Origin of the sequence: Enterobacter mori (genome assembly GCF_025244905.1) — a bacterium.
Taxonomy (GTDB): Bacteria; Pseudomonadota; Gammaproteobacteria; order Enterobacterales; family Enterobacteriaceae; genus Enterobacter; species Enterobacter mori_A.
In genome coordinates this window covers 1,193,985-1,218,173 of sequence record NZ_CP104285.1, presented here as the reverse complement: position 1 = coordinate 1,218,173, position 24,189 = coordinate 1,193,985, and the positions used below count along the sequence as shown (strand labels likewise).

Genomic DNA, 24,189 nt, shown 5'->3' with positions numbered 1-24,189 from the left:
AGAGGGAACTTACAACACCCTCTCCCCTTCGGGGAGAGGGCTGGGGTGAGGGGTTTTTGGTTAATGCGCCCCTTTGGCCTGGGTGACAATCTCGTCCAGGTTTTCAGGCATCGGCTCGTAAGGTGTCTCTTTCGCCGTTGGCTTATCGACTTTCAACGCCGCCAGCGCGGTCTTGAGAGAATACAACGCCAGCACCACGACCACCACCATAAAGAAGATAGTCAGCCCAGCGTCCAGACGGTTGTTAAACACCAGTTGCGACAGCTGCGACTCGGTGTACTGCGCCGGGATCTTACCGCTGTCGATCATCGCCTGGAACTTGTTGGCGATTGCCAGGAAGCCCACCTTGTTGTCCGGGCTGAAGGCTTTCTGCCAGCCTGCCGTCAGGGTACAAATCAGCAGCCATGCGGTTGGCACTAACGCCACCCACGCGTAACGCTGGCGCTTCATCTTGAACAGCACCACCGCGCAGAGCATCAGCGCCATGCCCGCCAGCATCTGGTTGGCGATCCCAAACAGCGGCCACAGGGTGTTAATCCCACCCAGCGGGTCGACCACGCCCTGGTGCAGGAAGTAGCCCCACGCCAGCACGCACAGCGCCGTCGCCAGCAGGTTAGCCGGGAGTGAGTCGGTACGCTTCAGGTTCGGGGAGATCACGCCCAGCAGGTCCTGGAGCATAAAGCGCGCCGCACGCGTACCGGCATCTACCGCCGTCAGGATAAACAGCGCTTCAAACAGGATGGCGAAGTGATACCAGAACGAGACATCCATCAGCCCGCCCAGCGCACCGTGGAGAATATACGCCATGCCGACCGCCAGCGTCGGCGCGCCGCCCGCACGGGAAATAATCGACTGCTCGCCTACCTCATTAGCAATGTGCGTTAGCGTTTCAGGGGTAATGGCAAAGCCCCAGCCGCTGACCACCTGCGCGGCAGAGGCGACCACGTCAACGGTGCCGGCAGGTGCCAGGACCGCCATCGGGCTGTTCATCGCGAAATACACGCCCGGGTCGATAATGCAGGCCGAGACCAGCGCCATGATAGCGACGAAGGACTCCATCAGCATGCCGCCGTAGCCAATCAGGCAGGCCTGATTTTCATTCGCCAGCATCTTCGGCGTCGTCCCGGAGGCTATCAGCGCGTGGAAGCCGGACACCGCACCGCAGGCGATGGTGATAAACAGGAACGGGAACAGGTTACCGGTCCAGACCGGGCCGGTGCCGTCGATGAATTTGGTCAGCGCGGGCATGGTCAGGGTCGGGCGCATAATCAGAATGCCGATTGCCAGCCCGACGATGGTGCCGATTTTCAGGAAGGTGGAAAGGTAATCACGCGGAGCGAGCAGCAGCCATACCGGCAGCACCGCCGCTACAAAGCCGTATCCCACCAGCATCCAGGTCAGCTGTACGCCGGTGAAGTCGAAGAACGGTGCCCAGGTTGGGCTTTCCGCCACCCAGCCGCCGGAGATAATGGCGAACACCAGGAACACCAGACCAATCACCGACACTTCACCAATGCGCCCCGGGCGCAGATAGCGAATGTAGATCCCCATAAACAGCGCCAGCGGAATGGTGAAGGCAACGGTATAGGTTCCCCACGGGCTGTGGGTCAGCGCTTTCACCACGATCATCGCCAGCACCGCGAGGATGATCACCATGATCATAAAGGTCGCCACCAGTGCGATCACCCCGGCGGTTGCCCCCATCTCCTCTTTCACCAGCTCACCCAGCGAACGACCGTCGCGACGGGTGGAGACGAACAGCACCATAAAGTCCTGCACCGCGCCCGCCAGCACTACGCCCGCGAGGATCCAGATCATCCCTGGCAGGTAGCCCATCTGCGCCGCCAGCACCGGCCCCACCAGCGGGCCCGCTCCGGCAATCGCCGCAAAGTGGTGACCGAACAGCACTTTTTTATCGGTCGGCACGTAGTCCAGCCCGTCGTTGTGGCGCACGGCAGGCGTCATGCGCGTTGCATCAACGCCTAAAACGTTCTTCGCGATATAGCGGCCATAAAAACGGTACGCGATCAGATAAATGCAGACGGAGGCGACAACGATCCAGAGCGCATTGATCTGCTCCCCCCGGTTGAGGGCGATATAGCCCAGGGCAAAGGCTCCCACAACGGAGAGCCCTGCCCATGTAAGGTATTTCCCTGAGTTGTTCATAGTGGTTATCCGTTGTTGTGAAACAGTGAGATGTTACATTTTGTTTCTAGAACAACCGGAAAAATTTAACAACTTTGAAACGCAATAATGCGTGGTCAAACCAGACATTTACACCACATTGTTAAGCCGATCACTTTCGTGACGTCCTCGGTCACACTTTTGCCTTTTTCATCCATGCACCGCCTTACGGAATGATTTGTATCATTTTTTTTGGTCATAACCTCGCCAGAATGTTCCTGCGCAATCGCGTACATACAAGGAAAAGGATATGAACAGTTCTGTACCTCAGGATTATAAGGTCGGGCCGGGCGCGTACTTCGCCCTGGCGTTTGCAGCCGTTTTCTTCTCCGGCCTGTTAGGCGGAAAAGAGTGGTACGGCGTCTTTGATTTCACCACCCTAAACGGCGCATTTGGCAAAGTCGTCAGCAAAGCCAGTCTGGATGACGGTACGTTAACCACGGCCAGCAGCGCCTTTCGCGGCACCGGCGGCAGCGGCGCGATGGACGGGTTTCTCTTCGCGCTCGGTTTAATTCCCGCGGTGATGTTCGCGCTGGGGATGATCAACGTGCTGGAGCACTATGGCGCGCTGCGTGCCGCCCGCAAACTCTTAACCCCTCTGCTTCGCCCGCTGCTGGGCATTCCCGGCACCACCGGGCTGGCGCTGATTGGCAGCCTGCAAAGCACCGACGTGGGCGCGTCGCTGACCCGCAACCTGTCTGATGAAGGGCAAATCAGCGAAAAAGAGAAAGACGTTTTTGCCATGTTCCAGTTCTCCGCTGGGGCGATGATCACCAACTTTTTCTCTTCCGGGGCGATCCTCTTCACGCTGGTCGCCGTTGACGGCACGGCGGCGGTACCTACGTCCATCGGAGCCTGTATCGCCGTCATGTTCATCATGAAAATCGTGGGCGCAAATCTGCTGCGATTGATTCTGTCCTTCACCCGTAAAGGAGACGCCGCATGAGTGCCCCACAGTCTAACCCCGTGATTACCGATGTCTTCGTCGAGGGCGCGCGCAAAGGCTGGAGCATCGCTACCAGCAGCACCCTGCCCAACGTGGTAATGGCATTTATCATCATCAAGGCGCTGGAAATTACCGGCGCCCTGAAAGGGCTGGGTATGATTTTCGCCCCATTGATGGGCCTGTTCGGCCTGCCGGGTGAAGCCGCCGCGGTGCTGATTGGCGGCTGGATGTCGATGGGCGGCGGGATCGGCGTCGCCATCGGCCTGTTTGATAAAGGCATTATCACCGGCGAGCACCTGGCGATCCTGGCGCCCGCTATCTACCTGATGGGCTCGCAGGTGCAGTATCTGGGCCGCATTCTGGGCGTGATCGGCACCCGCGCCAAACGTATCCCGCTGATGATCGCCATCTCGGTAGTCAACGCGTTTTTAGCCATGCTGCTGATGCGCATTATTCTCTGAACAGGACGTGAACATGAATCTTGACCACTATATTGAAGAGCTGAAAACCCTGGTGAACGTGGACTGCGGCACCCAGACCATTGCGGGCGTTGCCGCCGTGGCAGGCATCATGCAGCAGCTCTGGCAGCGCGAAGGCTGGCACACCGAGCAGGTTAATCTGGGTGATAAAGTAGGCCCCGGTGTGTTCGTCAGCAACAAGCCGCAGGCGGAGCAGTTTGACGTGCTGCTGGTCGGGCACCTGGATACCGTGTTTGCCCCGGGCACCGTCGCCGAGCGCCCGATGAGCGAGGACGGTACCCGTCTGTACGGCCCCGGCGTCTCGGATATGAAGAGCGGACTTCTGAATATTTTGTGGGCGATGCGCGGGCTCGACGCCGCGGACAAAGATCGTCTCGCGATTGCTGTGGCGATGAACCCGGACGAAGAGACCGGCTCGGTGTATTCCCACGAATGGATTGGCGAGCTGGCTAAGCGTTCCCGTTGCGTGCTGGTGTGCGAAGCCGCCCGCGCGGACGGTTCGCTGGTGAAAGCGCGTAAAGGGATGGCGGGCTATCACCTGACCTTCAGCGGCGTAGCGGCACACGCGGGCAACGATCCGGAGAAAGGCCGCTCGGCAATTACCGCCCTGGCGAACAGCGTCATCGCCATTAATGCGCTAACCGACTGGGATCGCGGCACCACGCTCAACGTCGGGGTGATTCACGGCGGCAGCGCGGCCAACGTGGTGGCGGATAACGCCGTAGCCGAACTCGACGTGCGCTTTTGGGAAAACGACGAGTACGACCGGGTGAATCAGGCGCTCGAGGCATTATGCGAAAAAGGCTTTTCAGACGGCGTGACCACGACCCTGACGCGGGTGAATCACAAACCGGCGATGGCAGCCAGCGTTGCGACGCAGGCCCTGATGCAGCAGGTTGAAGCCGCAGGAAAAGCGGAGGGTATCGACATTACCTGGCAGGCGGTCGGCGGAGGCAGCGATGCCAACCACACCGCCGCGCTGGGTATCCCGACGCTCGACGGCCTGGGGCCGATTGGCGCCGGGTTCCACAGCCCCGCGGAATGGCTGGATAAAGCATCCATTGAACCGAGGATTCGGCTGTTGAAGCGGGTGGTTTCGATGTTGTAAACATTGCCCGGTGGCGCTTCGCTTACCGGGCCTACGTGTGAGGTGTAGGCCGGGTAAGGCGAAGCCACCACCCGGCAATTCTGCACCGTTCAACCCAATACCATCGTACTCAACCGGCAGGTGCAGCACCGCCGCCCCTGCTCGTCAAAGACCACAATCTCCCAGCTCTGGCTGGAACGCCCCAGATGCAGCGGCTGACACACGCCGCGCACCTTGCCGTGAGAGACCGCGCGATGGTGCGTGGCGTTCAGCTCTGTTCCCACCACGTTCTGTCCGTCGCGGGTCATCAGAAAACCGGCCATTGAGCCGAGCGTTTCCGCAAGTGCCGCCGACGCGCCGCCGTGCAGCAGGCCAAACGGCTGATGGGTGCGCGCATCCACCGGCATTTCGGCTTCCAGCGTATCGTCCCCGAGGCGGGTATAGATAATGCCAAGATGCGCCACCATCGTGTTCAGACTGGTGGCATTCAGCTCATCGAGGGATAAATGACGTTTCCAGATCATTACGCCCCCAGGGTGGAGCCGCCGTCCACCACGATATCCTGCAGGGTAATATGGCTGGCGGCATCGGAGGCAAGGAACAGCACGGTCGCAGCTATCTCCTGCGGACGGGCAATTTTGCCCAGCGGAATGCCAAGCTTAAACTGCTCGCCAAAGCCGCGAATGCGCTGCTGCTCCGCGTCGTCGCTTTTCCACAGGGTGCGCTGCATGTCGGTGTCCGTTGAGCCCGGCGACACCAGGTTACAGCGCACGCCGCTGCCCGCCAGCTCCAGCCCGACGGTCAGGGCCAGGCTTTTCAGCGCCGCTTTCGACGCACCATAGGCGCTCATCCCGATGCGCGGCGTGTGCGCCGCGTCGGACGCCACGGTGACTATCGCCCCGCCCTGCTGACGGCGGAACTGGCCCATCGTCTGCTGGAACAGGTTGAACGCGCCGCCGACGTTGACCGCGAAGGTCTGCTGCCAGTCCTCCAGCGAGAGCTGGTCCGTCGCCCCCATGCGCAAAATGCCCGCCGCGTTGACCAGCACGTCCAGCCGCTCAAGCGTTGTCAGCACGTGCCCGCACACCTCCTGCACCTGTGCGGCGTTCGCCACGTCCAGGGTTTCGGTGGCGAACGGGTAATCATCCTGCGGAAACGCCAGATCGAAGCCGGTCACCTGTGCGCCCGCCTCAACAAACGCCAGCGCCGTCGCGTAGCCAATCCCCTTCCCCGCGCCCGTCACCCAGACGGTTTTGCCGGTAAAATCAAAACCCATTACTTCACCTCGCGGGAGAGCAGCGCCCACCAGGCGTCGATTGTTGGATTTTTTGCCAGCATCACGAAGTCGATATCGCCGTGCACTTTGCGCCAGCGGGCGGCCAGCGCCATCATGCGCACCGAGTCCAGACCGTAGTCGATCAGGTTTTCGTCATCCATCGGCTCGTCGGACTCGTCCAGCAGCGGCAGAACAAGCTCACGCAGCGCGGCTTTCGTTGCCGGAACGGACGGCAGCAGCTCGTCGGTCATCACCACGCGGCCCGAGCGTCCGGCCACGTAGTTCAGCGACATCAGGTGCTCGTCGCGGGTGAAATCCGCCAGCGCGTCGGCAATAAAGAACGGCTTGATGTCGCGCATGAAGGCGTCGGTGGCGGTGGTCATGCAGCCGATGTGGGCGTACACGCCGGTAATCAGCAGCTGGTTTCGGCCCGTCTCTTTCAGCATCTGCTCCAGCGGCGAGCGGTGAAACGCGCTGTAGCGCCACTTCACCAGCACCGTGTCCGCTTCGTCCGGGGTCAGTTCACGGACAATGCGCTGCTGCTCCGGCGAGCGGGTCAGGCCCGGCCCCCACATGTCGTTCAGCAGGGCGCGGTCTTCGTCGCTCTGCTCTTTCGGCTGGGCGGTGTAGTACACCGGAATATTGTGCTCTTTGCAGTACGCGCGCAGTTTAGCGATGTTCGCCACTACCTGCTGCATCATCGCGCTATTTTCGCCCCAGAAATTCAGGAAGTACTCCTGCATATCGTGGATCAGCAGCGCCGCGCGCTCAGGTTCAAACGCCCAGTTCACTTTACTGGTCGGCAGCTCTGCTGCGGTTGGCAGCGCGTATGCGGTTAATTTTGGAATGGCCATACTCTGTTCCTCAGCCCCGGGCGCGTTCAGCAAGCCACAGGCGCAACTGTTTCTTATCGACTTTGCCGACCGGCGTGAGCGGGAGCGCATCCACGCTCTCCACGCGGTCCGGCAGCTTGAATTCGGCAACGCCCTGCTCGCGCAGGAAGCGGCGCATCTCCACCGCGCGCAGGGGCTGTTTCACCACCAGGTACGCGCAGCTTTTTTCGCCCAGCAGGCTGTCCTCCATGCTCACCAGCGCGGCGTGGATCACCGCTTCGTGGCGCAGCAGCAGGTTTTCGATCTCTTCGGCGGCGATCTTCTCCCCACCGCGGTTGATCTGATCCTTCTCGCGCCCCTGCACGGTGATGTAGCCCTGCTCGTCGATGGCGATCAGATCGCCCGAGCAGTAAAAGCCGTCGGTATCAAAGGCGCTGGCGTTGTGTTCCGGGCTGTTGAAGTAGCCGCGGAAGGTGTACGGCCCGCGCGTCATCAGACGCCCGACTTCCCCGCGCGGCAGCGGGTTGCCGTCCTCGTCCGCCACCCACACTTCATCATCCGGGCACATCGGGCGGCCCTGGGTATTGATGATGCGCTCCGGCGCGTCGTCGAGGGCGGTGTAGTTCACCAGCCCTTCCGCCATGCCGAACACCTGCTGAAGCTGGCAGCCAATTTCTGCCGGAATCCGCGCCGCAAGCGTGGCGGACAGGCGCGCGCCCCCCACCTGGAGCAGTTCGAGGGATTTCAGCTGGGCGTTCCCCGCGCCGTCGGCAATCGCCTGCAACCACAGGCTGACCGCGGGCGGCACCAGTGAGGTGACGTTAATCTGATGCTGCTCAATCAGCGGGAAGCAGAGCGTGGCGCTCGGGTCGTTCGCCAGCACCACGCAGCCGCCCGCGGTGAAGATACCAAGCGATCCCGGGGAGCTCATGGCGTAGTTATGCGCTGCAGGCAAGGCATTCAGGTAACGCGTTTCGGCGGTAATGCCGCAAATCTCGTTGCTGCGGCGGATGCTGTAGTCGTAGTCGTTGTGCGTGCGCGGGATCAGCTTCGGCGTGCCGGTGCTGCCGCCGGAGAGCTGGAAGAACGCCACTTCGTCGGCGGGCGTCGGGTTCGGGATGAAATTGTCCGCCGGGCGGGCCATCGCCGCTTCCAGCGCGTGTTCACCCCGATCGCCGCGCAGCAGCACGACGCGAACCGAGCGGTGTGCATCCACAAAGGCATTCAGAAAATCATCGCCAGCAAACAGCGCGTGGTCGCGATCGGCAATCAGTACGGTGGGTTTGATCTGCTCCGCGTAGGCGTTCAGCTCGCTTCGCTGATGGCTAAAGAGCGCGTTGACCGGCGCGACGCCGATTTGCAGCAGCGCGAAGAAGGTGATGTAGAACTCGGCCACGTTGCCAAGCTGCACCAGCGCCGTCTCGCCGCGATGCAGCCCCTGTGCCTGAAGGGCGGACGCCAGGTTGTTCACCGCCTGATTAAACGCGCGGTAGGTGATGCGACGATCGCCGTCAATAATCGCCACGGCATCGCTGTCCGCATGGTCCGTCAGGATGTGGGTCAGCGGCAGATCCTGCCAGTAGCCTTTTTCGCGGTAGCGGCGGGCAAATTCCTCAGGCCAGCGGGTAAAAGGGATGGTCATGTATATTCCTTAGTGCAAACCAAACACGTTGAGCATGGTGGAGAGCTTCACGCCGGTTTCGCGCCACTCGCCCACCGGCGAGGAGGCGGGAACAATGCCCGCACCGGCAAACAGGCGAACGCTATTTTCGCGAAGACGCGCGCAGCGGATGGTTACTACCCACTCGCCGTTGCCTTCGCTGTCGCACCAGCCGACGATGCCGCCGAACAGCTCGCGGTCGAACGGCTCCAGCTCGGCGATCAGTTCTTTCGCCGCCTGGTGCGGGAAACCGCTCAGTGCAGGCGTCGGGTGCAGCAGACAGGCCAGCGTCAGGGCATTTTCATTTTCACGCGCCTCGCCTTCTACCGGCGTTGCCAGATGCCACAGCGTCGGCGTGGTAATCAGCTGAGGAGAATCCGGCATGCTGAGATGATGGCTGCGCGGTGCCAGAATGGCCTTCATCGCCTGGGTCACCAGATCGTGCTCGTGGCGGTCTTTTTCGGAGGCCAGCAGCTTATTGCCCGCTTCGCGATCTAATACGTCGTCTGGCTGACGACGCGCCGAGCCTGCCAGCGGCAGCGAGCTAAAGTGTGCGCCCTCTTTACGCAGCAGCAGTTCGGGGCTTGCCCCCAGCAGCACGCCGCCGTCTTCCAGCGGCACGTGGAAGTTAAAGCTCGCCGGGTTCTGGGCGATAAGACGCTCCATCAGCGCACCGCTATCAATGTTGTTATCGGTCGCGATATCAATCAGGCGCGAGAGCACGACCTTGTTCACCTGCGGCGTGGCGGTCAGCGCCGCGGCGCGGGCGACCATCTCTTCAAACACAGGCTGCGGGGGGATCTCGGTACGTTTTTCGATATTCAGTGACTGCGCAGCGGAGAAATAGCGTGAAGACTGCTGGCGCGCCGGGCGAGAAAACGTCTGCCAGCGTTCAGGAATAAACAGCGACGACGGCTTGCGGGTATCGAACGGGATTGCCCCTACCATGACCGGATGGGCGATGCCGCTGGCCTTCGCGTTTTGAAAAGCCTGGGCTAATTTCTGCTGGAAGCGGCCTGCCGGATCGTCGCCGCCAACGGCGGGTTCAGAAAAACGGGCAAAGCAGCCGGACGTGGTAAAGCTGCGGTAAGGCGACATAAAGAAAAAGCTGTCTGATTGCAGCGTAGTCGCGGTGTGCTGAACTTCCTCAGCCAGGGACGTATCCATATCATCCTCCTTAAAATGATAAAAGAAGCAATAATGATTATCATTTATATTTTCGTCGGCTAACCTAATCCCACATCGCCCCGCTGTCAACCGCAGAGCAAACAACTTGTGCGACTAACGCTTGCATCCCTTCCCGGCAATCATGAAAATGAGAAGCATTAACTTCAACAAAAACAGGATGACGCTCTGTGAAAATCCCTGCCTTTTTACGTAACACCCTTCTTTTAACAGGACTTTTTGTTTTAGGACTAACCTCAGTCATCGCCGCCGACTGGCCGCGTCAGGTAACTGACAGCCGCGGCGTTCACACGCTTAATAGCAAGCCGATGCGTATTGTCTCCACCAGCGTGACCTTAACCGGCTCCCTGCTGGCGATTGACGCACCGGTCGTCGCCAGCGGCGCCACCACGCCGAACAACCGCGTGGCGGATGGGCAGGGTTTCCTGCGCCAGTGGGGTGATATCGCGAAACAGCGCAAGGTTGCGCGGCTGTACATTGGCGAGCCGAGCGCCGAAGCGGTTGCCGCCCAGATGCCGGATCTGATTTTGATCAGCGCCACCGGCGGGGATTCCGCGCTGGCGCTGTACGATCAGCTCTCCGCCATCGCCCCGACGCTTATCATCAACTACGACGACAAGAGCTGGCAGACGCTGCTGACGCAGCTGGGTACGATCACCGGGCAGGAGAAACAGGCCTCAGAACGTATTGCCGCATTTGATAAACAGCTCGCCCAGGTGAAACAGCAGATGACGCTGCCGCCGCAGCCGGTGAACGCCATCGTCTACACCGCCGCCGCGCACAGCGCCAACCTGTGGACTGCGGAATCGGCACAGGGCAAGCTGCTGCATCAGTTGGGCTTTACGCTGGCGGATGTGCCTGCCGGGTTGCACACCTCAAAAAGTCAGGGCAAACGCCACGACATTATCCAGTTAGGGGGTGAAAACCTGGCGACGGGACTGAACGGCGAAGGGCTGTTTGTGTTTGCGGGCGACCAGAAAGACGTGGATGCCATCTACGCCAACCCGCTTCTGGCACACCTGCCTGCGGTACAGAACAAGCGCGTCTGGGCATTGGGAACCGAGACGTTCCGCCTGGACTATTACAGCGCGATGCTGGTATTGCAGCGTTTAGAGGCAATTTTTGGGTAATGCCTGCGCCCGGTGGCGCTTCGCTTACCGGGCCTACGGGTGCAAAATGTAGGCCGGGTAAGGCGAAGCCGCCACCCGGCAAATCACACCGGAGCACTCTCCTGCCTGAACCGCCGCAATTCCACCAACGCCACTAACAAAATCACGCCAATCATCGCTAACGCAAACCCGCTGCTGCTCGCCGACGCCACCGGAGTCATTATCACCCCCAGCCCGCCGAGGATCGCCGCGCCAATCGCATCCCCCGTGACGTTCTGCGCCGTCCACAGGCCGTTAATGCGCCCGAGCATCCCTTCCGGCGTCTGGGTCTGGATCAGGGTGTACTGCAACAGCGAACTGATGGCGCTCAGCCAGCCGAAGAGCACCAGACACATCACTCCGAGCGCCCACACCGGCATCAGGCTGAAGAAACCAATGGCGATAAACGAGGCCAGCGTCGCCACCAGCATGATCAGCCCCGGTCTCGCGCTCTGCGCCAGGTTGCCGCTTGTCAGCGCCCCACACGCCGCGCCGAGCGGAATAGCGGCGTACAGCACGCCAATTTCCGAGGCGCTCATCTGCCATTCCCCTGCCAGCGCCGGGTAAAGCACGCGCACGGCGCTCGCCATGGTCAACAGGCCGCCGAGCAGCGCAATGCCGCCAATTAGCGGGTTGCTGAACAGAAAACGAATCGCGGCCATCAGCGATTTCAGCGGATGCTCGCGCGGCTGCGGCGGAGGTGGCAGCAGCGGCAGGCGCAACAGGGTCAGCGTGGTGATGAAGGTTCCCGCCGCCGCCAGCCCGTAGTTCCACGCCACGTTGCCTGTCGCCAGCAGCAGGCCGCCCACCATCGGCGAAATCACCGAGCCCAGGCGCACGGTGAGCATGGTGATCGCCCCCGCCTGCATCAGGTTTTCACGCCCCACCAGCGCGGGCGTTGCCGCCAGCAGCGCCGTCACGCCTAACGAAGCAAAAAAGCCGTCCCACAGCCCCAGCGCATAAATGGCGATGAGCGATGGTTCCGGCAGCATGGCGTTCAGACACAGCCCAATAAAGCCCACGCCGCAGGTGCCGCGCGCCAGCAGGATCAGCTTCTTACGCTCGTAGCGGTCAGCCAGCACGCCGCCGACCATCAGGCCAATAAACATCGCCCCGCCGGTTAAGGTGACGGATAACCCCACCAGCCAGCTGGAGTGCGTCATGCTCTGGATTTGTACCGGCACGGCCACGCCGAGCAGGCCGAGGGACAAAATGGAGATAAAGCGAGCGATAAAAACGGCGCGATACGCCGGGTGCGTTTTGAGCAGGCTGAGGTTGAGCAGCCAGGATTTTTGATTCATGACAAAGCCTTGAGTGTAATTCTACCCATTCCATGGGCGCACATGCTAACATAGCCAAATAAGATAGATAACGATAATCACTATCATTATCAAATCATGGACGTTGCTATGTCGTTTTCCTCTTCTGCGGTGCGCGCCGTTGCCGTGCCCGTTTTACTGCTGCTCCTGAGCATTGCGATTGCACTCAGCCTGCTGGTCGGCGCGAAACCGCTGCCCGCATCCGTTATCGTCGATGCGCTCTCCGGCACCTGCCAGAGCGCTGACTGCGTCATCGTGCTTGACGCCCGCCTGCCCCGCACCCTTGCCGGACTGCTGGCCGGAGGCGCGCTCGGCCTTGCCGGTGCGCTGATGCAAACCCTTACCCGCAACCCGCTGGCGGACCCCGGCATTCTCGGCGTCAACTCCGGTGCGAGTTTTGCCATTGTGCTCGGCGCGGCGCTGTTTGGATTGACGTCGCCCTCTGAACAGCTGGTGATGGCCTTCTGCGGCGCGCTGGCCGCCTCGCTGGTAGTGGCCTTTACCGGCAGCCAGGGCGGCGGCCAGCTGAGCCCGGTACGCTTAACGCTGGCAGGCGTGGCGCTGGCGGCGGTGCTGGAAGGCTTGTCCAACGGCATCGCCCTGCTTAACCCGGACGTTTACGACCAGCTACGCTTCTGGCAGGCAGGCTCGCTGGATATCCGTACCCTTGAAACCCTAAAAGTGGTGACGATCCCGGTCATTATCGCTGCTGCCGTGGCGCTGTTTTTAAGTCGGGCGCTGAACAGCCTGAGCCTCGGCAGCGACACCGCGACCGCGCTCGGCAATCGCGTGGCGCGCACCCAGCTGACGGGTCTGCTTGCCATCACCGTGCTGTGCGGCAGCGCGACGGCGGTGGTCGGTCCGATTGCCTTTATCGGCCTGATGATGCCGCACATGGCGCGCTGGCTGGTGGGAGCGGATCACCGCTGGTCGCTGCCCGTTACGCTGCTGGCGACGCCTGCCCTGCTGCTGTTTGCCGATGTTCTCGGTCGTCTTCTGGTACCGGGTGAACTGCGCGTCTCGGTGGTCAGCGCCTTTATCGGCGCGCCGGTGCTGATCTTCCTGGTACGCCGTAAACGCGGAGGTGGCGCATGATGGCCCCGTCCCGTCGTTTAGTCACCAGCGTCTCGCTGCTGCTTATCGCCATTGTGCTGCTGGCGGTCTGGAGCCTGCGCAGCGGCGCGGTGACGCTTGATTTTGCGCAGGTGTTTAACGCCCTGCTCGGCAGCGCGCCGCGCAACATCACCCTGGTGGTGACGGAGTGGCGACTGCCGCGCGTGGCGATGGCGATCCTGGTGGGCGCGGCGCTCGGCGTAAGCGGCGCAATTTTCCAGTCACTGATGCGCAACCCGCTCGGCAGCCCGGACGTGATGGGCCTCAATACCGGGGCCTGGAGCGGCGTACTGGTGGCGATGGTGCTGTTCGGTCAGCACCTGACGGCGATTACCTTTACGGCGATGGCGGGCGGCATTTTAACGTCCTTACTGATCTGGGCGCTGGCCTGGCGCAACGGCATCGACACCTTCCGCCTGATCATCATCGGGATTGGCATCCGCGCCATGCTGATGGCCTTTAACACCTGGCTTTTACTGCAGGCCTCGCTGGAAACTGCGCTCTCCGCCGGGCTGTGGTACGCCGGTTCCCTCAACGGCCTGACGTGGGGCAAAACCTGGCCCGCCGCGCCGCTGATTTTGCTGATGTTCATCGGTGCGCTGCTGCTGGTTCGCCGCATGCGCCTGCTGGAGATGGGCGACGACAGTGCCTGCGCGCTGGGCGTGGGCGTTGAGCGCTCGCGCCTGATGCTGATGCTGGTTGCCGTATTACTGACGGCTGCTGCCACCGCGATTGCCGGGCCAATCTCATTTATCGCTCTTGTCGCGCCGCATATCGCACGGCGTATGAGTGGTACGGCACGCTGGGGCTTAACCCAGGCGGCGCTGTGCGGCTCGTTGCTACTGCTGGCTGCCGACCTCTGCGCCCAACAGCTGTTTATGCCTTATCAACTTCCGGTGGGCGTGGTGACCGTCAGCCTCGGCGGGATTTACCTCATCGTCTTGCTCGTTCAGGAGTCACGCAAGAAATGACAGATTCAACCACCCGCTTGCGCGGCGAAAACTTAACCCTCGGTTACGGGAAAAAAATCATTGCCCATGATTTAACCGTCGCCATTCCGGACGGCCACTTCACAGCGATTATCGGCCCGAACGGCTGCGGCAAATCGACATTGCTGCGCACCCTGAGCCGCCTGATGACGCCGACAGAGGGCAGCGTGTTTCTCGACGGCGAGCAGATCCAGCGTTTCGCCAGCAAAGAGGTAGCGCGGCGCATCGGTCTGCTGGCGCAGAACGCCACCACGCCGGGGGACATCACGGTGCAGGAACTGGTCTCGCGTGGGCGCTACCCGCACCAGCCGCTGTTCACCCGCTGGCGCAAGGAAGATGACGAGGCGGTCAGTCGCGCGATGCAGGCGACGGGGATTACCGATCTCGCCCAACAAAGCGTGGATACCCTTTCCGGCGGGCAGCGTCAGCGCGCGTGGATCGCGATGGTGCTGGCACAGGAGACCTCCATCATGCTGCTGGACGAGCCGACGACCTGGCTGGATATCAGCCATCAGATTGACCTGCTGGAGCTGCTGAGCGAGCTGAACCGCACGCAGGGGTACACCCTGGCGGCGGTGCTGCATGATTTAAACCAGGCCTGCCGCTACGCCACGCACCTGATTGCCTTGCGGAACGGTGAGATTGTGGCGCAGGGCGCGCCGAAAGAGATTGTGACGCCGGAGCTGATCGCGCGGATCTACGGCATGCGCTGCATGATTATTGACGATCCGGTGGCGGGTACGCCGCTGGTGGTGCCACTGGGGAAACGTGCGGTCTGATGACCCCTCACCCTGACCCTCTCCCCATAGGGGAGAGGGGACGATTACACCCTCTCCCCTATGGGGAGAGGGCTAGGGTGAGGGGCTGTTGACGTTATCCCAATATCTCCTTCAATACCGGCCCTATCTTCTCAAACGCCTGCGGTGAAATGATATCCACGTGGGCGCAGTCCTGGCTGTACACCTCCAGTTCCCCAACCCAAGGTGCCCACGCGACCTGCGGATCCATCGTTCGCGTGCGCTCGGCGACAAACAGCGTCGCTTTGCCGTCAAACCGCGCGCTGTGCGCCGTGGTCAGCAGACGCACCGCGTCGGCGTAGTTGCCTTCAATAGCGTTAAACAGCTCGCTGGAGCCCTGCCCCTGCTGCGCCGCGATAAAGGCCTGACGCTCGCGCTCGATTTCTGCCAGCACCTCCGGGTCGAGGCCGTTAGCCTCTTTCTCCGCCCAGTTCTGGGTTTCCGGCGGCCAGGTATCCAGCAGGCCGAGGAAGGCCACCTCTTCACCCAGCTCGCACAGACGGGCGGCAATTCCCTGCGCCAGCGTGCCGCCGAGGGAATAGCCGAACAGATAATACGGGCCCTTCGGCTGTTGTACGCGCAACGTATTCAGATGGTGCTCAATGACTCCATCCAGATCCGCACACTGCTGCATCGGCCCCTCAGGTCGGGGAGACTGAATACCGGTTATTGCCCAGCGCGGGCTGAGGTAGCGCGCCAGCACGCTAAACTGCCAGGCAAAGCCGGACGCCGGATGGAAGCAGAACAGCGTCGGGCCGTTGCTTTCGCGCAGCGGCAAAAGGGTTTCATACCCCAGACGCTGCGCCTGCTCGTCGCTCATCTGCGAATCCAGCAGTGCGCTAAGCTTGCTCACCGTCGAGGCGACCATAATCTGCCCCGGCGTGACCTTGCGGTTGAACGCGCGGCTAAGCTGCGCCGCCAGACGCATTGCCAGCAGCGAGTGTCCACCGAGGGCAAAGAAATCGGCTTCGATATCATTGACCTCGCAGCCCAGCAGGGCGGAAAACGCCTGCGCGACGGCGACTTCGGTTTCGCTCTCCGGCGCGCGCCCGGAGGTGTTACTCGTCAGCTCCGGCAGCGGCAGCGCCTTGCGATCCAGCTTGCCGTTCGCGCTTAACGGCAGCGCGCTGATTTGCAGCAGCACTACCGGCACCATATGCGGCGGCAGCTGGGCTTTGAGTGAAGCAAGCAGCGCGTCGCGATCCAGCGGTAAGCCGGATTCGGAAACCACGTAGCCCACCAGCTGGCGAGCATCACCGCCGGTTGCCGCCGCCTGGTTGAACACGCAGGCATGCGCCACGGCCTGGGCTACGTCCGGCAGCGACAGCATCGCCCGGTCGATCTCGCCCAGCTCGATGCGCTGGCCGCGAATTTTCAGCTGATCGTCGCTGCGGCCCAGATATTCCACCGCGCCGTTGTCAAGCCAGCGGGCCACATCCCCGGTGCGATACATCCGCTCACCTGGGGCGAACGGGTCGGCAATAAAGCGGCTGGCGGTGAGATCCGGTCGTCCCAGATACCCCTGCGCCAGCTGAATGCCGGTGAGATAAAGGTCCCCCGCCACGCCGAACGGCACCGGGCGCATCATCGCGTCCAGAATGCGCAGCCCCGTGTTCCACACCGGGAAGCCAATTGGCACGCTGTTGCCTGCAACCGCTGCCAGCTCGGGGCCAAACGCTGGATACCAGCTCACGTCCACCGCCGCTTCCGTTGGGCCATAGAGGTTATGCAGCGGCGCACGGGTGAGCTGTTCCCACTCGCGGCACAGTTCGGTCGGCAGCGCTTCACCGCTGCAGAACACCTGCTTAAGCGTTTTGCAGCACGCAACGTTTTCCGGCTTCAGCGAGGCGACAAAAGCCGCCAGCATCGACGGCACGAAGTGGGTGGTGGTCACGCCGTACCGCGCGAAGAAGCTCTGCATCGCCTGCGGATCGCGGTGCGCGTCCGGCTCGGCCATCACCAGCTTCGCCCCGGCGATAAACGGCCACCAGAACTCCCACACCGACACGTCAAAGCTGCACGGCGTTTTCTGCGCCACCACGTCATGCGCCGCCAGTGGATAATGATCCTGCATCCACTTCAGGCGGTTAACGATGGCGGTATGGCCGACCATGACCCCTTTCGGACGGCCCGTCGAACCGGAGGTAAAGATGATGTACGCGGTCTGCTCCGGCTTCGCCAGCCGCAGAGGTTCAGCATCGGTGGCCGGTAATAGTGTGTTGTAACTAAACGCAGTAATTGGCAGATCGTTAAAGCGCGGGAGCTGCTCGTCGGTGGTAATGAGCAGGGACGGCTTCGCGTCCTCCAGCATCATCCGCAGGCGATCGTCCGGGTAGCCGGTATCCAGCGGCAGCCACGCGGCACCGGCCTCGACGATGCCGTGCAGCGCCAGCGTCAGGAACACCGAGCGCGGGAGTGCCACCGCCACGCTGTCGCCCGGCTTCACGCCACGCGCGCGCAACTGATGTGCCAGCGCGACGACCTGCTCGCGCATCTGGCGATAGCTGAGTTCAATATGCGCGTCCGCCAGCGCGGGGGCGTCCGGCGTTTTGCTTGCCTGCACTGCCACCAGATCCGCCAGCGTGGTGGACGGCAGCGCCAGCCCGGTATCGTTGATACGGGCCAGCTGCTGATATTCCTGCTCTGAAACGGTTTCCACTTCGCCGCAGCGCAGGTCCGGGTTGGCGGCAAACTGCACCAGCATCGCGTTCAGGCGCGCCACGTGACGCTTCAGCGTCGCCTCAGCGTAACGCTGCTTGTTGGCGAGGATTTCAATACTTAGTCCACCCTGTTCGTCCGGGAACAGCGCCAGCTCCAGATCGTTCACCGGGCCGGTCGCCAGCGTGTGGGTAATGGCCACCACGCCGTCGATATCCAGCTGATAATCGAAGACCTTAACGTTCAGCACCGGGCCAAACAGCGCTTCGTCGCCTGCGGCACGCCCGCTGTCGCGCACGATCTGCTCGGCGTCGTAGCGCTGGTGGCGGCGCATTTTTTTCAACTGGTTCGCCAGGCGCAGCGCCAGCGCCGGCAGGCTCTCCTGCGCGTTGATATTCACCGCCAGCGGCAGGACGTTGAGCACCGGCCCGGTCGCGGTGAGCGCCGCAGAGCCCATGCGGCGCATAAAGATAAACCCGGCGGCGTAGTCCAGCCGTCCGGTGAGGCGCCCCAGCCACAGCGCCACCAGCGCAAGGGCCAGATCGGTGCGCTGCGCCTGCCCAGCCGCCTGAGCAAGCTGGCTAAAGGCGCGACCGTCCATTGCAATTTTCAGGCGCAGAATGTCGGTGGTGGCGGCGCGTCCCGGCAGCGGCGCGGAAGAGAGCGAGACCGGAGAAGGAAGCTGCTTGCGCTGCTCAGCCCAGAAGGCACCGTCGCGCGCGTATGCCTCGCTGTCACGATAGCGCTGATACTCGTCCACCACCTCGGCAAACGGCGTAAACGGAGAGGCGGGCGTCGTTTCACCCTTCTTCCACGCGGCGTAAATCGCGGCAATGTGGCGGGTAATGGCCGGGAAACTGAAGCCATCCACCACCAGATGGTGATAGCGCTGATACCAGTACCAGTGGCTTTCCCCCACCTGAATCAGCTGATGAAACGCCAGCGGCTGCCCGCTGTCGACGCGCAGGTTTTGGTTAAGATCGGCCTCCATCAGCGCCACGGCGTCATCGTGAGAGGTAACGCGAACGATGGGTGGCTCCGGCAGAATGAAGGTGTCATCCACCCACTGCCACACCTCGCCGTTCTCCTCGGCAAAACGCATCCTCAGGGTATCGGCCTGCATCATGCCTTCCGCTATCGCTTTTGCCAGCAATGGCGCGTCGATAACCCCTTTCAGTTCGGTATAGTGCGCCACGCTCCAGGCGTTTGGCAGGGAGGAAAGCTGTTCCGCCATCCAGATACCCGGCTGGGCGGCGACGAGAGGAAGACGGTTCATGCGCTTCCCTCCGCAAAATGGGACGGAACAAGCGTTTGCCAATGCCCGGCAAGCCACTGCTGGCACGCCTCCTGGGACTGCGGCTCGCAGACAACGCGCCAGCCTGCGGGCAGTTCGCACTGCTGCGGCCACAGGCTGTACTGCCCCTGGTCGTTTTGCAAAATGGCGAACTGTCCCTGCGGATTATCGAAAGGATTGCTGAATTCCATACAGACTCCGTTAGTGAATAAGCGGCTGCCAGAGGGTCATTAGCCCCTGCGTCAGCCCACCGCGCCAGCAAAGCGCATCGTGTCCGCCGTCAACCTGACGCCAGATAACCGGCTGCTGAGTGTGTAGTTCGGCGAGGAGCGCCTGGTTTGCGCGCAAGATAAGCGGCTCGTTGCGCCCGGCCTCAAGGACGATGCGCAGCCCGCGAGCGTTTTTTTCACCCGCTTTGAGTTGTTCGATGAGCAGCCCGCCCTGCTGCGCGCCGCGGTGCGGCCACCAGTAGGATCCGGACTGGCTGAGGATGCAGCCAAAACGCTGCGGCCAGTTGAGGCCCGCATAGAGGGAAGAGAGCCCGCCGAAGCTCTGGCCCGCCACCAGGGTATGGTCGGCGCGGTCGCTGAACGAGGCGGTTTTTTTCACAAGGGGAAGGAGTTCTTCCTGCACCGCCAGCCAGAAATCGGGATTACAGGGCAGTTCCCGGCTGCGATGTTCTGTGTCGATCACATCAATTAAGACGTAGACCGCAGGCGGCAGTTTGCCGTCATGGGTCAGCGACGCCAGCGCAGGCCAGACGGGCATGCTTTCGGCCCAGAACTGTCCGTCGAGCAGCACCGCCAGCGGGCGCTCGGGGCTGTCATCTCCGGTGGTAAAAATCCACACGCGGCGCCGGTTGTTCAGACGTGCACTGTTCCACTCAATGCAGACAGGCGGCTGATACGGCGTATCGGGACGATCCCAGCCCGGCTGCTCGGGCGCGTCCGGCATCTCCAGCGCCGAGACGGCGTGACCGCGCCCGCCGCGCCAGCTCTGCGGGTTCAGCGGGTCGGCCACCGCCTGCGGCAGCAGCCTGCGCCAGCCTTCGCGCAGCGCCATGCGGTCCGGCTGCTCGCCTTCAAACACTGCGCTGGCAAAATCGTTTTCGTTGCTGGAGGGGATAAAACAGTAGCTGCCGCGCCATTCGGGGCTGAACTCGCCCTGCCACTGCCAGACATCGGTATCCGGAATGCGCTCAAGAGATTGCGGACGGGCATTTTGATGATGATCGGTCACGCCGGTGATGTAGAGCCAGACGCGTTTTACCGTTGACGTTTTCTGGGTTCCTGCCGGGTCACGCCACCAGAAGGTGACGCGATAGCTCGCCTTCAGACGTTCCCATTCTGGCCCGTTTTTCGACTGCCACCAGGCTTCACTTCCGGTTGTTAACGCCGTCACCCTTATAACCCCATGTTTAACAGTATTTTTTTGTTTCAGAACAAATTTTATTGATAATATTATTGATAACTATTTGCATTTGCAATAGCGTAGTGCCCGCGCTGTGGGAAGCGCGCTCATAAAATAACCATGTCGCCTCCTCTCCCGATCGGGAATGGAGCCCGGGGATGCGGCGCGAAAAGCAGGACGTACAATGAATAAGAAGATTCACTCCCTGGCCTTGCTGGTCAATTTGGGGATTTACGGCATTACGCTGCCAGCCCTGGCAGATGACAATACCGCCGCCACCACAGCGCAGCACGAAGATACGATGGTGATCACCGCCGCCGAGCAAAACCTGCAGGCGCCGGGCGTATCGACCATCACCGCCGATGAAATCCGCAAAAACCCGCCCGCGCGGGACGTGGCTGAAATCATTCGAACCATGCCGGGCGTTAACCTGACCGGGAACTCCACCAGCGGTCAGCGCGGGAACAACCGTCAGATTGACATTCGCGGCATGGGCCCGGAAAACACCCTGATCCTGATCGACGGTAAGCCGGTGACCAGCCGTAACTCCATCCGCCTGGGCTGGCGCGGCGAGCGTGACACCCGCGGCGATACCGGCTGGGTGCCGCCGGAGATGATCGAACGCATCGAAGTGATCCGCGGCCCGGCCGCCGCGCGCTACGGCAACGGCGCGGCCGGCGGCGTGGTGAACATCATCACCAAAAAATTCGACGACCAGTGGCACGGCTCCTGGAACACCTACCTGAACGCGCCAGAGCATAAAGACGAAGGTTCCACCAAGCGCACCAACTTCAGCCTGAGCGGCCCGCTGGGCGGTGACTTCAGCTTCCGTATGTTCGGCAACCTGGACAAGACCCAGGCCGACGCGTGGGACATCAACCAGGGCCACCAGTCTGACCGTACCGGCGCTTACGCCAACACCCTGCCCGCAGGCCGTGAAGGTGTGGAAAACAAAGACATCAACGGCGTGGTGCGCTGGGACTTCGCGCCAATGCAGTCGCTTGAGTTTGAAGCGGGCTACAGCCGTCAGAACAACCTGTACGCAGGCGACACGCAGAACACCAACAACGACAACGCGCTGGTGAAGAAAAACTACGGTAAAGAGACTAACCGTATCTACCGCCAGAACTTTGCGGTGACCTGGAACGGCGGCTGGGATAACGGCATTACCACCAGCAACTGGGCGCAGTACGAACATACCCGCAACTCCCGCCTGGGCGAAGGGCTGGCGGGCGGTACGGAAGGCCTGTTCAACAGCAATAAATTCACCGACACCGACCTGGCCGACGTGATGCTGCACAGCGAAATCAACCTGCCGATTGATTTCATTGTGAACCAGAACCTGACGCTGGGCACCGAGTGGAACCAGCAGCGCATGAAGGACTCGACCTCCTTCACGCAAACCCAGCAGGGCGGCACCATCCCGGGCATGAGCGAAGACCGTAGCCCGTACACTTCAGCGGAGATCTTCTCCCTGTTCGCCGAAAACAACATGGAGCTGACCGACAGCACCATGCTGACTCCAGCCCTGCGCTTCGACCACCACACCATCGTCGGCAACAACTGGAGCCCGTCGCTCAACCTCTCGCAGGGGCTGGGAGATGACTTCACGCTGAAGATGGGGATCGCGCGCGCGTACAAAGCGCCAAGCCTGTACCAGACCAACCCGAACTACCTGCTCTACAGTAAAGGCCAGGGCTGCTACGCCAGCTCCGACGGCGTGGGCTGTTACATGATGGGTAACGACGATCTGAAGGCCGAAACCAGCATCAACAAAGAGATTGGTCTGGAGTGGAAACACGACGGCTGGCAGGCGGGCGTGACCTGGTTCCGTAACGACTACCGCAACAAGATTGAAGCGGGCTATGCGCCAATTGGTCAGACCTCCACCGGTAAAGTCACGACCGATATCTACCAGTGGGAAAACGTGCCGAAAGCGGTGGTTGAGGGTCTGGAAGGCTCCCTGAACGTACCGGTCAGCGACACCATTAACTGGACCAATAACATCACCTACATGCTGCAGAGCAAGAACAAGGAGACCGGCGATCGTCTGTCGATCATTCCTGAGTACACGCTGAACTCAACCCTGAGCTGGCAGGTGCATCAGGACGTGTCGCTCCAGTCGACCTTTACCTGGTACGGCAAGCAGCAGCCGAAGAAGTACAACTACAAAGGTCAGCCGGTGACCGGGTCTGAGAAAGACGAAGTCAGCCCGTACAGCATCGTGGGCCTGAGCGCGACCTGGGACATGACCAAAAACGTCAGCCTGACCGGCGGCGTAGATAACGTCTTCGACAAGCGCCAATGGCGCGCGGGTAATGCCCAGACCACGGGTAATACCACGACGGGCGCGTATATGTACGGTGCCGGTGCCTACACGTATAATGAACCGGGTCGAACCTGGTATATGAGCGTGAATACGCGATTCTAGGTAAAAGCAAAACGGCAACCTCGTTGCCGTTTTTAATGTTTGCTCCCTCTCCCCGTGGGCTGAGGAATCCCCATTAATTTTTTTTACCTGAAGCGATTAATGTTGCATCAGAAAAATTAATGACTTACAGCGACGCCCTGGTCCGGCTGTAAATCGCTGAGGCGTTTCCTGTAGGCCGGGGCGAGGCGCATGGATGCGCCGAGAGGGCGGGCTTTACAGGGATAATGAGATGGACGCTCCAGATTTTGCGGTATCAAAGTACCAGACTGGATCGTTGCAATACGTCCTGAAAAATGAGGAGCGTCCACATGAAAGTATCAACTCTTGGTATCGACCTGGCAAAGAACGTTTTTCAGCTTCATGGTGTCGATCACGAAGGCCATACGGTTTTACGTAAGAAGCTGACCCGGGCTAAATTCGTTCAGTTTGTCATTCAACTGGAACCTTGCCTGATTGGCATGGAGGCCTGCTCGTCCAGCCATCATTTTGCACGATTATTCAGTCGTCACGGCCATGAGGTAAAACTCATCCCTCCGCAATATGTGAAGCCTTATGTGAAAACGAATAAGACGGATGCAGCAGATGCTGAAGCTATCTGCGAAGCGGTAACCCGCCCGAATATGCGTTTTGTGCAGATAAAAACCGAAGAGCAGCAGGCCGTTTTAGCGTTACACACTGAACGGGGAATACTTATCCGTGAGCGCATCGCCTGCTCTAACAGCTTAAGAGCTACACTTGCTGAGTTTGGTATTACGATGGCGACCGGGCAAAGTCATCTGATCTGTGAGCTGCCGGCCATTCTGGAGGACGCCGACAATGGGTTATCTCCCTTTGTCAGAGCCAGTATCCTCAGGCAGGCTAAACATATCAGGGCACTTGAGGAGCAGATAAAAGAGGTAGAAGAGGCCCTGGCCTCCTGGTATAAAACACAGGCGGCCTGCCAGAGACTGGCAAAAATCCCTGGGGTGGGCATGCTAACGGCCACGTATGTGGTAGCAGCAGTGGGTAATGCCCGACAGTTCAGTACTGCAAAACAGTTCGCCTCATGGCTGGGGCTGACACCAAAAGAACATTCCAGTGGCGGTAAACAGCAACTGGGCGGGATAAGCAAACGTGGAGATGGATATTTCCGATACCTTCTGGTTCACGGCGCACGGGCACTTACTGCCTGGGTCAACCGGAAAGGCTCAGTTGAGGAGAATGCCTGGCTTCAGGGATTGCTTGAGCGGAAGCACTACAATGTTGCAGTTGTCGCGATGGCGGCAAAAACAGCGAGGATCATGTGGTCAATGTTGGCACACAATACTGAATATCAACCTCGCCAGCCCGCCTGACACAAGGTCAGTCAATCTGACGAGGTGCTGAAAAATGAGTTAACGT

19 protein-coding genes are annotated in these 24,189 nt (G+C 61.0%); 9 read left to right on the top strand and 10 right to left on the bottom strand.

The window, feature by feature from the left end; genetic code table 11:
• Window positions 1-60 precede the first annotated feature (60 nt).
• Window positions 61-2,166: a pyruvate/proton symporter CstA gene (cstA, locus tag N2K86_RS05680; RefSeq protein WP_260660779.1), complete on the bottom strand. Its 2,106-nt coding sequence runs from the start codon at window positions 2,164-2,166 to the stop codon at window positions 61-63.
• 268 nt (window positions 2,167-2,434) lie between these two features.
• Between cstA and N2K86_RS05675 the strand changes: the two genes are divergently transcribed.
• The 3 genes from N2K86_RS05675 to N2K86_RS05665 are packed head-to-tail and all read left to right on the top strand — an operon-like array spanning window position 2,435 to window position 4,717.
• Complete coding sequence (locus N2K86_RS05675; protein WP_260660778.1) at window positions 2,435-3,130, top strand: nucleoside recognition domain-containing protein; 696 nt, start codon at window positions 2,435-2,437, stop codon at window positions 3,128-3,130.
• Entirely contained in the window at window positions 3,127-3,591 is a 465-nt protein-coding gene (locus tag N2K86_RS05670) for a YjiG family protein (protein WP_010428441.1), read from the top strand. The genes N2K86_RS05675 and N2K86_RS05670 overlap by 4 nt, the downstream gene beginning before the upstream one ends.
• Before the next feature lie 13 nt (window positions 3,592-3,604).
• Window positions 3,605-4,717, top strand: coding sequence for a M20 family metallopeptidase (locus N2K86_RS05665; RefSeq protein ID WP_260660777.1), 1,113 nt, complete (start codon window positions 3,605-3,607; stop codon window positions 4,715-4,717).
• Between the two features lie 89 nt (window positions 4,718-4,806).
• On the opposite strand, the gene entH is transcribed toward N2K86_RS05665, so the two are convergent.
• From entH to entC, 5 genes are read right to left on the bottom strand one after another with little or no spacing between them, the layout of a single operon-like run.
• Complete coding sequence (entH, locus tag N2K86_RS05660; RefSeq protein ID WP_260660776.1) at window positions 4,807-5,220, bottom strand: proofreading thioesterase EntH; 414 nt, start codon at window positions 5,218-5,220, stop codon at window positions 4,807-4,809.
• Complete coding sequence (gene entA, locus N2K86_RS05655) at window positions 5,220-5,972, bottom strand: 2,3-dihydro-2,3-dihydroxybenzoate dehydrogenase EntA (RefSeq protein WP_260660775.1); 753 nt, start codon at window positions 5,970-5,972, stop codon at window positions 5,220-5,222. The genes entH and entA overlap by 1 nt, the downstream gene beginning before the upstream one ends.
• The gene (locus N2K86_RS05650) at window positions 5,972-6,826 is read right to left on the bottom strand and encodes an isochorismatase (protein ID WP_260660774.1); all 855 of its coding nucleotides are present in this window, start codon (window positions 6,824-6,826) and stop codon (window positions 5,972-5,974) included. The genes entA and N2K86_RS05650 overlap by 1 nt, the downstream gene beginning before the upstream one ends.
• A gap of 10 nt (window positions 6,827-6,836) precedes the next feature.
• On the bottom strand, window positions 6,837-8,447 hold the full coding sequence (gene entE, locus N2K86_RS05645) for a (2,3-dihydroxybenzoyl)adenylate synthase EntE (protein WP_260660773.1): 1,611 nt from the start codon (window positions 8,445-8,447) through the stop codon (window positions 6,837-6,839).
• 9 nt (window positions 8,448-8,456) lie between these two features.
• Window positions 8,457-9,632 carry an isochorismate synthase EntC gene (gene entC / locus N2K86_RS05640; RefSeq protein ID WP_260660772.1) on the bottom strand — a complete coding sequence of 392 codons (1,176 nt, stop codon included), beginning with the start codon at window positions 9,630-9,632 and terminating at the stop codon, window positions 8,457-8,459.
• 188 nt (window positions 9,633-9,820) lie between these two features.
• On the opposite strand from entC, the gene fepB reads away from it, so the two are divergent.
• Window positions 9,821-10,780 (top strand): Fe2+-enterobactin ABC transporter substrate-binding protein, encoded by a 960-nt coding sequence (gene fepB / locus N2K86_RS05635; protein WP_260660771.1) that lies wholly within the window; start codon window positions 9,821-9,823, stop codon window positions 10,778-10,780.
• Between the two features lie 83 nt (window positions 10,781-10,863).
• Here fepB and entS read toward each other — a convergent pair whose 3' ends face one another.
• The gene (gene entS / locus N2K86_RS05630; protein ID WP_260660770.1) at window positions 10,864-12,099 is read right to left on the bottom strand and encodes an enterobactin transporter EntS; all 1,236 of its coding nucleotides are present in this window, start codon (window positions 12,097-12,099) and stop codon (window positions 10,864-10,866) included.
• A 108-nt stretch (window positions 12,100-12,207) separates the two neighbouring features.
• Here entS and fepD point away from each other — a divergent pair, with 108 nt between their 5' ends.
• The 3 genes from fepD to fepC are packed head-to-tail and all read left to right on the top strand — an operon-like array spanning window position 12,208 to window position 14,998.
• Complete coding sequence (gene fepD / locus N2K86_RS05625) at window positions 12,208-13,212, top strand: Fe(3+)-siderophore ABC transporter permease (protein WP_260660769.1); 1,005 nt, start codon at window positions 12,208-12,210, stop codon at window positions 13,210-13,212.
• The gene (gene fepG, locus N2K86_RS05620) at window positions 13,212-14,201 is read left to right on the top strand and encodes an iron-enterobactin ABC transporter permease (RefSeq protein WP_260661635.1); all 990 of its coding nucleotides are present in this window, start codon (window positions 13,212-13,214) and stop codon (window positions 14,199-14,201) included. The genes fepD and fepG overlap by 1 nt, the downstream gene beginning before the upstream one ends.
• Complete coding sequence (gene fepC, locus N2K86_RS05615) at window positions 14,198-14,998, top strand: iron-enterobactin ABC transporter ATP-binding protein (RefSeq protein ID WP_260660768.1); 801 nt, start codon at window positions 14,198-14,200, stop codon at window positions 14,996-14,998. Before fepG ends, fepC begins: the two co-directional genes overlap by 4 nt.
• A gap of 94 nt (window positions 14,999-15,092) precedes the next feature.
• On the opposite strand, the gene entF is transcribed toward fepC, so the two are convergent.
• The 3 genes from entF to fes are packed head-to-tail and all read right to left on the bottom strand — an operon-like array spanning window position 15,093 to window position 20,369.
• Window positions 15,093-18,950, bottom strand: coding sequence for an enterobactin non-ribosomal peptide synthetase EntF (gene entF, locus N2K86_RS05610; RefSeq protein ID WP_260660767.1), 3,858 nt, complete (start codon window positions 18,948-18,950; stop codon window positions 15,093-15,095).
• The gene (locus N2K86_RS05605; RefSeq protein ID WP_221550594.1) at window positions 18,947-19,159 is read right to left on the bottom strand and encodes an MbtH family protein; all 213 of its coding nucleotides are present in this window, start codon (window positions 19,157-19,159) and stop codon (window positions 18,947-18,949) included. Before N2K86_RS05605 ends, entF begins: the two co-directional genes overlap by 4 nt.
• 10 nt (window positions 19,160-19,169) lie before the next feature.
• Window positions 19,170-20,369 carry an enterochelin esterase gene (gene fes / locus N2K86_RS05600; protein WP_260660766.1) on the bottom strand — a complete coding sequence of 400 codons (1,200 nt, stop codon included), beginning with the start codon at window positions 20,367-20,369 and terminating at the stop codon, window positions 19,170-19,172.
• A 193-nt stretch (window positions 20,370-20,562) separates the two neighbouring features.
• On the opposite strand from fes, the gene N2K86_RS05595 reads away from it, so the two are divergent.
• A complete protein-coding gene (locus N2K86_RS05595; protein ID WP_260660765.1) occupies window positions 20,563-22,809 on the top strand; it encodes a TonB-dependent siderophore receptor in 2,247 nt (748 codons plus the stop codon).
• Window positions 22,810-23,117: 308 nt separating this feature from the next.
• A complete protein-coding gene (locus N2K86_RS05590; protein WP_260658834.1) occupies window positions 23,118-24,143 on the top strand; it encodes an IS110 family transposase in 1,026 nt (341 codons plus the stop codon).
• Window positions 24,144-24,189: the final 46 nt, after the last annotated feature.

Coding starts and splice junctions, on each gene's coding strand:
- entH (WP_260660776.1), bottom strand. CDS start 5,220: ATGATCTGGAAACGTCATTTATCCCTCGATGAGCTGAATGCCACCAGT.
- N2K86_RS05590 (WP_260658834.1), top strand. CDS start 23,118: ATGAAAGTATCAACTCTTGGTATCGACCTGGCAAAGAACGTTTTTCAG.
- N2K86_RS05670 (WP_010428441.1), top strand. CDS start 3,127: ATGAGTGCCCCACAGTCTAACCCCGTGATTACCGATGTCTTCGTCGAG.
- entA (WP_260660775.1), bottom strand. CDS start 5,972: ATGGGTTTTGATTTTACCGGCAAAACCGTCTGGGTGACGGGCGCGGGG.
- entF (WP_260660767.1), bottom strand. CDS start 18,950: ATGAACCGTCTTCCTCTCGTCGCCGCCCAGCCGGGTATCTGGATGGCG.
- fepC (WP_260660768.1), top strand. CDS start 14,198: ATGACAGATTCAACCACCCGCTTGCGCGGCGAAAACTTAACCCTCGGT.
- fepD (WP_260660769.1), top strand. CDS start 12,208: ATGTCGTTTTCCTCTTCTGCGGTGCGCGCCGTTGCCGTGCCCGTTTTA.
- entE (WP_260660773.1), bottom strand. CDS start 8,447: ATGACCATCCCTTTTACCCGCTGGCCTGAGGAATTTGCCCGCCGCTAC.
- N2K86_RS05650 (WP_260660774.1), bottom strand. CDS start 6,826: ATGGCCATTCCAAAATTAACCGCATACGCGCTGCCAACCGCAGCAGAG.
- cstA (WP_260660779.1), bottom strand. CDS start 2,166: ATGAACAACTCAGGGAAATACCTTACATGGGCAGGGCTCTCCGTTGTG.
- entS (WP_260660770.1), bottom strand. CDS start 12,099: ATGAATCAAAAATCCTGGCTGCTCAACCTCAGCCTGCTCAAAACGCAC.
- fepG (WP_260661635.1), top strand. CDS start 13,212: ATGGCCCCGTCCCGTCGTTTAGTCACCAGCGTCTCGCTGCTGCTTATC.
- entC (WP_260660772.1), bottom strand. CDS start 9,632: ATGGATACGTCCCTGGCTGAGGAAGTTCAGCACACCGCGACTACGCTG.
- N2K86_RS05605 (WP_221550594.1), bottom strand. CDS start 19,159: ATGGAATTCAGCAATCCTTTCGATAATCCGCAGGGACAGTTCGCCATT.
- N2K86_RS05675 (WP_260660778.1), top strand. CDS start 2,435: ATGAACAGTTCTGTACCTCAGGATTATAAGGTCGGGCCGGGCGCGTAC.
- N2K86_RS05665 (WP_260660777.1), top strand. CDS start 3,605: ATGAATCTTGACCACTATATTGAAGAGCTGAAAACCCTGGTGAACGTG.
- N2K86_RS05595 (WP_260660765.1), top strand. CDS start 20,563: ATGAATAAGAAGATTCACTCCCTGGCCTTGCTGGTCAATTTGGGGATT.